This is a genomic window from Neomicrococcus aestuarii (genome assembly GCF_014201135.1).
GTDB lineage: Bacteria > Actinomycetota > Actinomycetes > Actinomycetales > Micrococcaceae > Neomicrococcus > Neomicrococcus aestuarii.
Genome location: NZ_JACHDR010000001.1, coordinates 2,326,612 through 2,338,387, shown reverse-complemented (window position 1 = coordinate 2,338,387; position 11,776 = coordinate 2,326,612). Strand labels below are relative to the sequence as shown.

The 11,776-nt window shown below is 55.6% G+C and carries 15 protein-coding genes and 1 pseudogene; all 16 read right to left on the bottom strand.

Going from position 1 to position 11,776, the window contains the following annotated elements; genetic code table 11:
* Window positions 1–8: 8 nt before the first annotated feature.
* The gene (locus HD598_RS10705) at window positions 9–3,062 is read right to left on the bottom strand and encodes a peptidoglycan DD-metalloendopeptidase family protein (protein WP_183665813.1); all 3,054 of its coding nucleotides are present in this window, start codon (window positions 3,060–3,062) and stop codon (window positions 9–11) included.
* Window positions 3,063–3,080: 18 nt separating this feature from the next.
* Window positions 3,081–3,509, bottom strand: coding sequence for a hypothetical protein (locus tag HD598_RS10700; protein ID WP_183665812.1), 429 nt, complete (start codon window positions 3,507–3,509; stop codon window positions 3,081–3,083).
* A gap of 68 nt (window positions 3,510–3,577) precedes the next feature.
* A complete protein-coding gene (locus HD598_RS10695; protein WP_183665810.1) occupies window positions 3,578–3,919 on the bottom strand; it encodes a hypothetical protein in 342 nt (113 codons plus the stop codon).
* Window positions 3,920–3,930: 11 nt separating this feature from the next.
* Window positions 3,931–4,074, bottom strand: a complete 144-nt coding sequence (locus HD598_RS10690) for a hypothetical protein (RefSeq protein WP_183665808.1) — start codon at window positions 4,072–4,074, stop codon at window positions 3,931–3,933.
* 75 nt (window positions 4,075–4,149) lie between these two features.
* The gene (locus tag HD598_RS10685; protein WP_183665806.1) at window positions 4,150–4,812 is read right to left on the bottom strand and encodes a hypothetical protein; all 663 of its coding nucleotides are present in this window, start codon (window positions 4,810–4,812) and stop codon (window positions 4,150–4,152) included.
* A 64-nt stretch (window positions 4,813–4,876) separates the two neighbouring features.
* Window positions 4,877–5,281, bottom strand: coding sequence for a hypothetical protein (locus HD598_RS10680; RefSeq protein WP_183665804.1), 405 nt, complete (start codon window positions 5,279–5,281; stop codon window positions 4,877–4,879).
* Window positions 5,281–5,577 (bottom strand): hypothetical protein, encoded by a 297-nt coding sequence (locus HD598_RS10675; protein ID WP_183665802.1) that lies wholly within the window; start codon window positions 5,575–5,577, stop codon window positions 5,281–5,283. Before HD598_RS10675 ends, HD598_RS10680 begins: the two co-directional genes overlap by 1 nt.
* The gene (locus HD598_RS10670) at window positions 5,574–5,912 is read right to left on the bottom strand and encodes a hypothetical protein (protein ID WP_183665800.1); all 339 of its coding nucleotides are present in this window, start codon (window positions 5,910–5,912) and stop codon (window positions 5,574–5,576) included. The genes HD598_RS10675 and HD598_RS10670 overlap by 4 nt, the downstream gene beginning before the upstream one ends.
* The gene (locus tag HD598_RS10665; RefSeq protein ID WP_183665798.1) at window positions 5,905–6,366 is read right to left on the bottom strand and encodes a hypothetical protein; all 462 of its coding nucleotides are present in this window, start codon (window positions 6,364–6,366) and stop codon (window positions 5,905–5,907) included. Before HD598_RS10665 ends, HD598_RS10670 begins: the two co-directional genes overlap by 8 nt.
* Before the next feature lie 10 nt (window positions 6,367–6,376).
* Window positions 6,377–6,499 (bottom strand): hypothetical protein, encoded by a 123-nt coding sequence (locus HD598_RS13605; protein WP_260170544.1) that lies wholly within the window; start codon window positions 6,497–6,499, stop codon window positions 6,377–6,379.
* A gap of 1 nt (window position 6,500) precedes the next feature.
* Window positions 6,501–7,424: a phage major capsid protein gene (locus HD598_RS10660; protein ID WP_183665796.1), complete on the bottom strand. Its 924-nt coding sequence runs from the start codon at window positions 7,422–7,424 to the stop codon at window positions 6,501–6,503.
* A 15-nt stretch (window positions 7,425–7,439) separates the two neighbouring features.
* Window positions 7,440–7,922 carry a hypothetical protein gene (locus HD598_RS10655; protein ID WP_183665795.1) on the bottom strand — a complete coding sequence of 161 codons (483 nt, stop codon included), beginning with the start codon at window positions 7,920–7,922 and terminating at the stop codon, window positions 7,440–7,442.
* A 91-nt stretch (window positions 7,923–8,013) separates the two neighbouring features.
* Complete coding sequence (locus HD598_RS10650) at window positions 8,014–8,898, bottom strand: VG15 protein (protein WP_183665793.1); 885 nt, start codon at window positions 8,896–8,898, stop codon at window positions 8,014–8,016.
* A gap of 8 nt (window positions 8,899–8,906) precedes the next feature.
* Entirely contained in the window at window positions 8,907–10,358 is a 1,452-nt protein-coding gene (locus HD598_RS10645; RefSeq protein WP_183665791.1) for a phage portal protein, read from the bottom strand.
* Window positions 10,355–11,170 carry a hypothetical protein gene (locus HD598_RS13320; RefSeq protein WP_221244635.1) on the bottom strand — a complete coding sequence of 272 codons (816 nt, stop codon included), beginning with the start codon at window positions 11,168–11,170 and terminating at the stop codon, window positions 10,355–10,357. The genes HD598_RS10645 and HD598_RS13320 overlap by 4 nt, the downstream gene beginning before the upstream one ends.
* Window positions 11,171–11,299: 129 nt before the next feature.
* A pseudogene (locus HD598_RS13865) lies at window positions 11,300–11,656 on the bottom strand (terminase large subunit domain-containing protein); the annotation flags it as partial.
* Window positions 11,657–11,776 lie beyond the last annotated feature (120 nt).

The following is an 11,776-nucleotide window of genomic DNA, read 5'->3' as shown; positions in this document are numbered from 1 at the left end:
ATAGCTCCTTATCGTGCGCGGACAACCCTGCGAGCGTCACGCGCTAGTTCGTCTAGTTGGCTTCCAGCAACTTCGCGCACATATCCGGAAAGGCGCTGGCCGTTTTCAAGAACCAGTTCCATCCGTGACGGCGTGCGCGATGCCGCGAGAGACGCGTTGATTGCGTCGAAGCTCTGCGAGTTGCTGGCATTGCTCAGAGCGCCTAGAAGCGCTGTGAGGCCTGCCGAATCGCGAGCCGTGAACACGTTGCCAGGAGAGCTGAAATTCACCAGCTCAGGGCCTTGCTCGCCCACGAGAGACCACCCGGAAGCGCGCCCGCCATTAGCGAACGCCTTGATGGGACCGCCACCCCCGCGCTGGAGGTATCCAGCCCAGTTGAACGGCTGCCCGTTCTTCCACATTTCAACGTGAGCGTGAGGGCCGGTGGACTTGCCCGTGTTGCCGGTAAGTGCCGTGATCTGGCCGCCCTTGACGCGAGAACCTGCACCCGCGAGAACCTTTGAAAGGTGGCCCACGTAGGTGGAAATGCCGTTCGCGTGATCAATGAGCTGACCAATACCTGTACGCCCTGCAACGATGTTCCAGCCCGCCTTGCGAACGATGCCGTTGTACATTGCACGGAATGGCGTACCGACCGCCGAGGCAAAGTCAATACCGGCGTGCGGGTAACGTCCGCGAGAGGCGCCGAATCCCGAAGTGATGACACCGCGAGGACGGTAGAAGTTGCCAAGCGGGCCGTCATAACCGAAGTACCCGCCAGCGCCGCCACCGAAATCACCGGTCATCTGATCCTTGCCGCGAATCCACGAAATGGCCGCGTCAATTGCGCCCGTCGAAGCACGGCGAGCAATATCCGGGAAAGCATTCTCTCCAGGTAGGAGCGTCTTGATTGCATCCTTGACGGGATTCAGTAGCATAGACGCCACATCCGCCAGACCGCCACGCACCCAGTCGAGACCGTTGCCGATATTGCGCACCGTGTCGCGCCCGAAGTTTCCAAGCTCTTCCAGCCAGCCGCCGATTGGCAGTGGGGAATTCTTGGAGCGTCCGCCGTTGAGCGTATCGAGTGCATCCATTGGCGCTTGTTGCTGTGATGCCAACATGCGCTTGGTCTCGTTCGCCGTGTAGACATAGCCGGGGCCGGTGTGGATAAGCTCAGGGCCTTCTTCGCCCACGAGCTTCCAGCCGTTGCGCATTTGTCCACCAGTGGCATATGCGGGAACGTCAATCAATCCGAGCCGTGGCAGTGCGTCGCCACCAACGATCTCGCGAACCTTATTCAGTGCAACGCGGAGACCGTCATTGTAGACAGTGCCAATAACAAAGTTGATCGGAGCCGCTGCAATGCGCTGAACGTTGTTCCAGATCTTCTTGATCGCATCAACGCCCTTTTTGAACGCTGGCTCAAGAACGTCGCGGAAGAAGTTACCGAACTCGCGCAATGCGGGCTGAATAACGTCCTCCCACGCATCCGTAATGACCTTAGAGACCTTGTCCCAAACCGGCTTGATGATGTTCTCATAGAGCCATGTAAAGGCTGGTGAGAGAACGTTTTTCACAACCCATACGATGGTTCGGAAGATCGTATCCAGAATGCCCCACGCGATGGTTACCGCAGCGACGATACCCTGCCATACCGGCTTGATAACGTTCAGGTAAAGCCAGTTGAAGACCGGAGCGAGGACGTTGTTTATAAAGCCTTCAATCGCACGGAACGCGGGCTGAATAACATTCTCCCAGGCCCACTTCACGGCGGCAGAAATGCCATTCCATGTAGGTACGACGACGTTCTGCCAGAACCAAACGAGTGCGGGCGCTAGGACGTTCACGAGGAAGTCGCCAATAGCCTTGAGTGCGGGCTGAATGAACTGCTCCCACGCGATCTTGATGACCTTTTGAATGCCAGCCCATGCTTCATCCATGAACTTCCGGGCGTCCTCATTGGTCTGGTAGAGATACACCAGAGCACCAACTAGGAGCGCGATAAGCCCAATCACAATGAAGATCGGATTCGCGAGCATCGCCGCATTGAGTTTCAGGAATGCGACGCGAGCGGCGGCTAAGAACCCGATAATTCCGGTGACCGTCTTGTAAATAAGAAGCCCAGTGAAGAATGCAGCCGCAGCGCCCGCGATAGACCATAGGAGCGGCGTATTCTTACCGAGCCAATCCCAGAGCGTCGCGAAGAATGGCACGAGCTGTTCGTCAAAGAACTTGCCGATAGCCTCGCCAGCCTTTTTAGCCCACTCTTCTACCGGCTCTAGAAGCTTGAGTAGCCCCTTGAAGAACTCCGTGAACTTCGGGTAAACCTTGCTTAGGAGGTTTGCGCCAACGCGACCGATAGACGCGAGCGTGTTATTGAAAGCACCTTGCAACGTGTCGCCAGACTTGAGAGCAGCGCCACCCATGCCCTGCTCCATAGCTTTTTGGAAATCCTCGAAGCCGATCTTTCCCTCTGATGCCATTTTCTGGACTGACTCAGGGGTTTCGCCCAACGACTTTCCAAGGAGCTGGAGAATGGGAATGCCGCGCTCTCCAAGCTGTGCGAGAACTTCACCCTGAATCTTGCCGGTACCCGCAACCTTGTTGAAGATTGCGCCCATTTCATTCATGGGAACGCCGGCAATAGTGGAAGCATCCGCAACAAGCTTGAGCGTGCGCTCTAGATCCTTACCAGGCTTCACGCCAGACGCCACAGCCGAAGCCGCAACCGTGGCCGCTTCATCCATGCCAAACGCGGTACCCTTTACGGACTTCAGCGCGTCATTCATGATGGTCTCAACGGTCTTAGTATCATGACCAAGGCCAGCGAGTTTAGCGCGTGCATTCTCTAGGCTCTGCAAGCGCCCGAAGCCCTTAGTGAGTGCAAGCGCGAAACCGCCAGCCGCAGCCGCAGCGCCGCCAAGCAATGCACCCTTAGCGGCACCAGAAAACCCAGAGCCGAAGCCCTTGCCGGACTCCTTGCCGCCCTTAGAGGTGCCGTCAACAACCTTGCCAACTTCCTTCTGGAAGTCCTTGAAAGACGGTCGAATCAGTACCTCAGCAACGCCGATAGTAGGCATGCGACCCCCTAAAAGGATTTAGTTTTTTGGCGGCTTTAGAGTGACGTCAGAGCGCTTGAAGCCGAACATCTCAGCGAGTCCCGCAACGTGCTCAATCTCGCGTTCGGCGCGTGCTTCGGCGAGCGGATCGAATGGCGCTGGGAATGGCTTAGGTTTCGGAGGTTTGCCACCAGCGGCACGCATGGCGATCATGTTGCCCTCTTGGATTGAGTGCAGAAGCTCGCGAAGTAGCTGCTCAGTGAGTCCAAACTCTGTGATGCTTGGATGCCACTCTGGAGTGTTATCCTCTTCGTCGTCGGTGCGAGATTCTTCAATCTCTAGACGCGCCTGAATAAACTCAGGATCCTTAGACATCGCCTCGAAGTAACGCGAGGTGCGCGGGAGCTGATCAATAAGATCCAGCAATGCCACGTACCTGCGGCGCTGATAGAACAATGAGAGATCCACGCCGTACTCATGAGCGAGATCGGCGCGGATCTCTGGCCTAAATCGTTCTAGGAGCGCGTCGAGGCGTTCTAGTTTCCCAGGTGACCGAAGTACTCTTCAAAGTGAGACTTAACCGCCTCTAGGATGCGGACAACCTGACCGAGCGTGAGCTTTTCCTTGCGGATAGCTACAAGCTCCTTCTCGGAAATCCACTCGCCGAGAATCTCCCAAATTTCATGAGGTCGAATCGTGGCGACGCGAAGAAGCCGAATACCAGACTCGGCGTCCAGATCCTCTGGGGATCGGAATGTAATTTCAGTACCATTTTCCAGAACAAGAATGTACGGCTCAACCTCAGCCCCATCCTTGCGGATCGAGTTGATGCTGTGACGTGGTGCTGGCTTATCAGAGGTAATGCGGGCGGCTGCCATGGCTGGCTCCTTTACTTAGATGGGTTTACTGGCTTGGCTTCAACGATTGGCGCTGGCTTCTCTTCGAAGAATCCGAGTGCCTTGAGTCGCTGAATTTCTGCGCGGGTTGGCTTGCTTACGGTGACCTTTTGGGCACCATTGGAAAAAGTAGGCATGACTACCTTTCGTGGGGCGGCAATGAAAAGCGGCGCGCACGAGCCGCCCAAGGACGTGCGCGCCACAACTAGGGGTTAGACGCCCTGGGCGTATCCCAGAATGTCCTTAGCGAGAATCGCGCCGGAGCCGCCGAAGTAATGGCGAACCGGGACGCCCTCGACGTCATCATTGAAGATGTCGAACGTCACTTGGCGCTGGTGAGCACCTTCATGCGCCCACGTCTCTTCGCCAAGGGATGAGATCTTTGCGGCGAAGAATCCGCGCCCCTCGATCCAGTGATTGGACAGTGGGCCGTCGGCGGATACAACGATCAAGCGGACTTCATCGAAGTTCGGGAGGTCTGGTTCATCGAAGACAACTTCGCCAGTCGTAGCGGACTGCGTTTCGGTGATCTTCGTACCGCGCACGAGTTCCTGAATGGCCTTTTTGCCGGATTCAAGAAGCGTCATGGAAACGGTGCGAGGAACGCGGGTAACATCCGAGCGGACCGGGCTGTAATAGCCGAGTGCGTCAACGTCTTCCTTTTCGATCTCGCCGGAGAACGTGTAACCTTCGCGGGTAACCATGCCAATGGGAATGAAGCCCAGCGTGGACAGGTCTACGATTTCGGTTGCAGAAGTAAGGAGGGTAGCCGGAAGCTCGACAGTCTTAGGTGCAAAGCACGCGAGACCTACGGTAGTTTTCCGAACGAGTGCGCGGGAGTCGAAGTCCTTGCGCTCAGTTTCTACTGTGGACATAGCAAATAACCCCTTTCGAGGGTGTCAATGTGGAGAAACCCCGAGTGGGGTGAAAGGTGGGCGACTAGTCGAGCGGGCGAACGATAGTCTCAATGACCGCAGTTGCCAGATTTAGAGTGTCTTGCGGGTAAGGCGATTCAGTAGGCGGGACGATGCACTGAATGGAATCGAAGAACACATCAGGCCCCTCGATGCCGTCACCACACAATGAGGTGATGATGCTTTCAAGGATCTTCTTCGCAAGCTCACCCGGCGCGTAAACCTCAATCAGCGCACGGTCGGCGCGGTCAACGTAACCGATGTTTCCGCCAGCCGAATCGAGGAATAACGCGAGCGGAATATGTGAGATTCCGTTAGCGTCAACTTCCATATGCTGTGCTGCGTAGATGACCGAACCAGCGTGTTCCTCGCCGTCCACCATGAGCACGAGAGCCTTGCGAATATTCGGCCAGATAAGAGCGTCGTACATTACTTACTCACCTTCATAACCTGAATAAGGCGAAGAAGAACCTGATCGCGAGCGTCGCGCCAATGCTGCGTCGTCACCTGCACGGATGCACCAGAACGCTCTTCATTGTTGCGACCAAAGCGAACCGACATGGGCACCGCCGAATACTCAGCTTCGCCCATCGAGTTAGCCGTTCCAGCAACACCCTCGGCAACCTCTAGAGTCGCCTTGCCGATCTCGCTAGACGCGCCCAGTACGCGCAAGCCTTGATTTAGCGAGCGGTAATTCTTAACGCCGGGAATCTTCTGGAGCTTCATTTCTTTAGCCCCACTTCCCAGCCGAACGGCCATTCACCAGGACGCCCGACGACTGACCAAATACCAGCCAAACGCGAGCCTTCTGGGATGCGTATCCGGTCAGTGTTCGAGAACGATAAACCGGGCGTTAGATCGCAATACAGCACGGCGGTTGCGTCTGCGAGATCCGAAAAGTCGTCCTGCTCAGTCGAAACGCGAGGTGCGATTAGACCGTGCGGAACTTCAACCTCAGATTCAGGAAGCGGATTAGTGAACTTGTCGCGACCGCCGCCGCGAAGAATCGTGAACGAGGTGCGCCATGAGGCAGGGAAGCGGGTGACTATGCGGTTATTCATAAATTGGAACCCCCGCAATGTCAGCACCGCACGAGCAGTCGAGAGCGCCGAAATTCAAGTTGCACCACGGACGATGAACAACCGCACAGAATGACGCGATCTGAACCCCGAACGCCGTTTGACGCCCCTCACCCAGCGCGCGGCGCTCTTGCTTGGTTAGGTAGAAGTCGCCGTGTGGATTGGTCGGCTTGGCGGTCATCTGGAATGGGCCGGTTCCATACTGGACCGACTCATTGCCAGCCATGTCGCCAGATGCCATTGCACGTTTTACGACAGCACAAACGATGCGCCGAAGTGTGCTCGCCGATGCGGTCAGCGCACTGGGAACGGTGTCCACAATGAACTGACTAGCATCAGCGAGCAACACGTTGGCGTGATCCTCAGCCCCTGCGGGAAAGTCTGGCCAGCGCTCAATAAGCTCAGCAAGTGTCGCAAACTGCGTTACTTCGGCCATGACTTACCTCTTATTTCTCAGAAGCTGCGGATGCCTTTTCGACAACCTTTACGAACGTCTGATCCAGAGTCTTTGCAGTCTCTTCGTCAACATTCACAATGGAGCCGGTTACCTTATTTTTGAAGCGAGGCAAGTTATGCAACCTTGTCTTCGATAACAGCGAAGCGATCAGCGAATACGTACCAGCCGTAAACAACTTCGAGGCGAAGTGCGATCTGGTTCTTGCGCTTGAGGTCACCCTGACCGTCTGGATCGCCGAAGCGGATAAGCTCAACAGGAAGCTCGCGCTGAATACCCCAGCGGATGCCGTTCTGGAAGTCGCCAAGGATTGCGCGGACCTTCGTATCGACTGCCTCTGGGGTGCCGGAGACGGTGTTGCCCTGAGCTGCTGGGATGGATGCGAACGAGGTGATATCCGTTCCGAGTCCAAGGTTCGGGTAGCGCTGCGAACCAGAAGGGGATCCGTCTGCATTCTTGGTCTGGAGATTGGCGAGCGCCCACGCAAACTTAGGGTCAATCGCGATGCCATTTACGCCCCAAGATGGTGCCGAATTGATGAGCAGGCCAGCTGCGGTACGGACATCCGCATCAGCGTCAGCCGTGGCGATTTCAACACGCTTCGTGGTTGCGCCAACATAGTTATCCCAAGCGGTGATAACGGATCCGGTAAGCGGATTGATGCGATGGTAGACGCCAAGGTCTAGGCCGCGAGAAAGTGCTTCCTGACCGGCGCTTGCAAGCTCGCTAAAGATGTTCAGCTGGTAATCCTCGGATGCCCACTGAACTTCTTCGTTGAAGCGCATCGTAACCTGCGCCTTGTGAGGCTTAGCCGTAACGGAGCCGAAGCCGCCGCTCGTGCTCGCCTTGTCGGCACCCTCTTCAACAAACTCCGCCTTTGGGAAGTCGTTGAATACGATGTGATCGGTCTCGCCGAACTTCATAGGCTCGCGGCCTGAAAGCTTTGCGACGGTAGAAAGTGAACGGGTTTCCTTGATCATGCCGTCCGCGATATTGCGCGGGAGCAGAACCTTGGCTTCAGCGGTGCTGAAAATAGCCATGATTTACCTTTCGGTTTATGCGCCAAACAGGGAGCGAACGGCCTTGATTTCGTCGCTCGCCTCAATGGGCGCTGGAACTTTTTCTTGCCCTTGAATGACTGGGCCGGATTGTGGAATAAGGAATGACTTCAACTGCTCAGCGTGGGCAGCTAGTTCGTCTCGCGTGCCACCTCGGAGGACGTCTGGCGCAATGCCGTATTCCTTGGAGATTTCAGCGAGCCAACCGTTGCGCTCAGACTGCGCTTCGAACTCAGCAACCTTGTTTTCGAGTGCAGACTTTTCAGAGAGAACCGACTCGAACTGCTCAGCCTTAGCCTTGAGCTCGTCGAATCCCTCATACTTTTTGCGCTCACGTGCAACGCGCTCGCCAATGATCCGATCAAGCTCTTCCTGTGAAGAAGGAGCCTTGAATTCTTGAGCACTGGTTACCGCGTCCGCCTGAACGGCGTTAGTGGTTTGTTCGTCCACCGTGCTGGTGTTGTTTACTGCATCGGACATGCCGAATCACCTCTCCGTTTAGCCACGTCTGGCATCATTGACCGCACTTGAACGGGTGCGTGCCGCTTCACGGTGGGCCGTGAAAACCTTGTTAGCGCATTCCTAATTCGGAGCGCATTGAAGCGAGGATCTGTTGCTTCTTTTCCTTGTCGGAGCGGGTTTTTCCGTCAGCGTCAACCCATCGCCCCTTAGTGGTGCGATTTCCGTCAGCGTCACGCTCTCCAGGAATCCACTCTTGACCCTCAGAAACCTTCTTCGCCGATTCGCTATATTGCTCGTAGTAGCGATCTGCGTCTTGTTCGAGCTTGAAAGAGTTGCCCTCATGCACCGCAACTACGGTGCATCGGCAATAGTCGTGAAAGCTGTCTCCGAGTCGGCGGGATCCGCGTGGACGGATGCCCTTTGCTTGACCGCCACGGCGTCGAACCTTTGGAATCTCAGTTCCACGCCCTACGACCGTTTTTGCGGACTCGTAGGAGCCATACGCAGCGCCACGAGACGCGAGCATTGCGCAGAACGCGCAACAGCCGGCACTGGGAACGCGCTGGTAGCCAACCGGGGTTGTGTCAATCTCAGCGTTGCCAATAATTGTGTCGAATGACGCCTCAGTGAGAACCCATGTCAGCCCGCCCGCAATACGCCCAAATGCATCAGCGTCAACAGCTTCGTCAAGTGCAACGGAGCTCGTGCCATAACCCGCCAAGGAGTGCCACCGTGAGCGAGACACAGACTCAAGCGGTTCCGCCACGAATGATCCGGAGACCTCTTGAAGCTCGCGTAGTTCGTCGTACCATTTGACGCTCGCGGTGATCATGAGATCACCTAGCGGGCCGAATATCTCAGGAGCAATATCAATCAATTGCTCGCGAGTAATTCCAGCGGCAACCAATTGCGATAATCGCGCATAGGCTTCACGGCGAATCTCTTCTTGAACCAGCCGAAAGCCTTGAGTGACCTCAATGGGGAAAACCGTCACGAGATCCCCTAACTAGTCACCGATCCGGTGCCGGTTGAACCCTCTGCGGTTGCGACCATTGATTGCGCATCACTTCCGCGATTCGCGCTGATGTTCTGAACTAACTGCGTAATTGCAGAGCGGTTCACGTCAGACTGAATGCGCTTCACCTGATCGTCGTCAAAGACCGTTTCAAGCAATACCTGGGACTGTGCAAGCGCCGGATTCGCACTCGCCAGCTTCACGTAAGAATCGGCATTCGCGGAGGTGGAGCGGAACTCAGGATCTGCAAACTTTGCGGAGAGTTGCCACATGTCAGAAGGTGGTTCGCTTAGCCCATCGCGCACCATGACGGCGAGGGAGGCAATATCGCGAACGGCAGTTCCAAGAACGTACTTGTTCTGGAATGTCGCATCCACGAGTAGGTCATGCTTATTCGCTCGGATAGCTTCGGCGGATGAAGGATTGTCATGAATGATTCCAAGGCTCGCTGGCGGAATTCCAGTCTCGCCAGAGAATGCCATTGCTACCGTGCGCAACATGTCCGAGTGTGGAGCCATTGTTGCTTGCTGGAGTTGCTTGATATTCGGCGCATGACCGTCAGCGTCTCGCGTGAGAGCGATAAGACGATCCATTGCGAGCTTGAAGCGCTTCTGGGACGACGGATCGCCGTCAAACGCATCAGCGTCAATGCCCTCAATGGCGACCTGTGGCGATGAGTAGAACTCAGCGTTGCCTTCCATGCGCACATACGCACGCACCGCCATATCGGTTAGAGACATAACCGGATTAGTGATGCGCGAACGTCCAAACGGCTTCCCTAGCTGCGGATCATAGGTGATCGCGACCGCTAGGGTGCGCCCAATAATGTTTTTCGTGCGCTCCGTGATCCACGTTCCCTTGCCACCTAAGCGGCAATGAAGAATCGCGTCAGGAAGATAAACAATAAATGCGGACGGTCTACCGTTTTTAGTGTCGGTAATCGTGAGCGCCGCAGAGATTGCGCGGCGTCGAGCGTCCCAGAGTGCCGAGCTATGCTCTGCGGAATGCGTCTGAATCTGAACATCAGGCTCACCAGAGGCACCCTTGGCGACCGTCGCAAAAGAGACGCCGTGCTTATATGCAGACGTGACGCCTTGCGAGAATTCGAGACCGAAACGATTGGCTTCAAAAACCTCGCCAAGCTCAAATGGATCCTCGGATCCTGGGAGCCGCAAGCCCTCAAATTGACTCATTGACGCCAGCTTGCGAACTGCCATAGTCGCCCAGCCAAGGTAGAACTTCGCGTTCTTTAGCTGTGGCGGAAGCATGAGTCCAAGATCCTTGAACGCCTGCTCTCCGTCGTAATAGAGGCTACGGCGCTGATTCTTCTCTAGGCGGTCATTCCACGCCTTCAAGAGTCCAATAATCACGTCTCGCTCGACGTCGGTTACGCCTGAGATTGAAATACTCGATATATCCGAGGTAGTCCAAGTGCTCACAAGAACACCGCCTTTCTTCTCGGATTTCGAGTTGTAGTCTTTGCGCCCCAGAATGCGAACGTCACTGCGTCAAATAGGACGACCGTGCCGCCGTCAGGGGAAGCCCAGCCAAAGCCGCCGTTGTTGCCGATTTTTCTCTTTACGGCTGGTTTTATTTGGTCATCGAGCGCTTTTTGGCTGATATGAGTAATGCCGTTATCAGTGATTGCAGATTCAAACATTCCGTGAGCTGCAATAGCTTCATCGGCGGAGGGGGTCTTGATCACCGATTCCGGAATTCCCTCAGTCCTAAGAGCGTTTACCAAATACCCAACTCCAGACTTTCCTTCAATGACAATCTGGGCGGTGCTTTCTTTGCGCTCAACAAGCCAATCAATGAGCCATGCCGTGCCGTTGCTTGACGGGGCCTGCTTGATAGCCTCCACATGCACGGGGCCATTGGCGGGGCGAGTTGCAGCGGCGAGACCTATTGCAGATCCATCAATTGAGAACTTCACTGCAAAAACTCGGATGCCGTCACGCGGAACGTCGGTAGATGAGATGGAACAAGCCGCCCACTTATCGAAGTTGACGGCCTTTCGGGTGAGCGAGGTTTCATCCCAGATGCCAAGAGCTTCACGCTTGAACGAATCCTCAGAGCCGAGCAACTTCTTCATGCGAAGAATTGCCGTCTCCGTGGTTCGGTGAGGAAATGACGGATTCGCTATAGCCCACTGCTTGCGATCATTCGGATTCGCTTTTTCATCGGCTGAAAACTCGACATAAAGAATGTCTTCATCTTCGCCAGATAGAGCAGCGGCGCGACGGTTCATGAAAACTTCGCCAGGATCAGACGGCCTAGGCGGTGTGCCCATTAGGATTACTAGGCCATTAGGTGCCGCGTTCGTCGCCGGAACCATGTCTTCCATGGCCTTTTCGGTGAGGATTTGGGCTTCATCGAGGACAAGAATGTCAACCTTTGGAATGCCTCGACCGAAGCCGTGTTCACGCGCGCCAAAGAGGATTCGTGAGCCGTTCTTGAACTCGACCGCCTCAGTGCCGGCACCCGTTAGGACCCGCTCAATGAACGGCGCTATCTTTTGGCGCTTCGCCATTGACCCCATTGTCCTAAACGTCTCAGAGTGAGTCCTGGAACGATGCGCAGACCATAGGACAAGCAAGCCGGGGTTACCGAGGCAAAGTGCGAATATCAACGCGCCAATGGTGTGCGTCTTGCCAGACTGCCTAGGGATCGAGGCTACAGCGCCACCGATTCCGCACGCATATAAGCCGTCTTCGCGCTTGGCGACGATTGACATGCAGAGACCTTGTTGCCACTTATCAAGCGGTGTGCCCATGCGGTCGAGGTTATATTCAACAATCGGCCAGTCGGTGGCGACAATCCCACTTGGTAGCACCAAGTGGCGAGCAACTTCAGA

What these genes read in the sequence shown, in the direction of transcription:
- HD598_RS10705 (WP_183665813.1), bottom strand. Translation starts at nt 3,062, where the DNA reads ATGCCTACTATCGGCGTTGCTGAGGTACTGATTCGACCGTCTTTCAAG.
- HD598_RS10695 (WP_183665810.1), bottom strand. Translation starts at nt 3,919, where the DNA reads ATGGCAGCCGCCCGCATTACCTCTGATAAGCCAGCACCACGTCACAGC.
- HD598_RS10690 (WP_183665808.1), bottom strand. Translation starts at nt 4,074, where the DNA reads ATGCCTACTTTTTCCAATGGTGCCCAAAAGGTCACCGTAAGCAAGCCA.
- HD598_RS10685 (WP_183665806.1), bottom strand. Translation starts at nt 4,812, where the DNA reads ATGTCCACAGTAGAAACTGAGCGCAAGGACTTCGACTCCCGCGCACTC.
- HD598_RS10680 (WP_183665804.1), bottom strand. Translation starts at nt 5,281, where the DNA reads ATGTACGACGCTCTTATCTGGCCGAATATTCGCAAGGCTCTCGTGCTC.
- HD598_RS10675 (WP_183665802.1), bottom strand. Translation starts at nt 5,577, where the DNA reads ATGAAGCTCCAGAAGATTCCCGGCGTTAAGAATTACCGCTCGCTAAAT.
- HD598_RS10670 (WP_183665800.1), bottom strand. Translation starts at nt 5,912, where the DNA reads ATGAATAACCGCATAGTCACCCGCTTCCCTGCCTCATGGCGCACCTCG.
- HD598_RS10665 (WP_183665798.1), bottom strand. Translation starts at nt 6,366, where the DNA reads ATGGCCGAAGTAACGCAGTTTGCGACACTTGCTGAGCTTATTGAGCGC.
- HD598_RS10660 (WP_183665796.1), bottom strand. Translation starts at nt 7,424, where the DNA reads ATGGCTATTTTCAGCACCGCTGAAGCCAAGGTTCTGCTCCCGCGCAAT.
- HD598_RS10655 (WP_183665795.1), bottom strand. Translation starts at nt 7,922, where the DNA reads ATGTCCGATGCAGTAAACAACACCAGCACGGTGGACGAACAAACCACT.
- HD598_RS13320 (WP_221244635.1), bottom strand. Translation starts at nt 11,170, where the DNA reads ATGAACCGTCGCGCCGCTGCTCTATCTGGCGAAGATGAAGACATTCTT.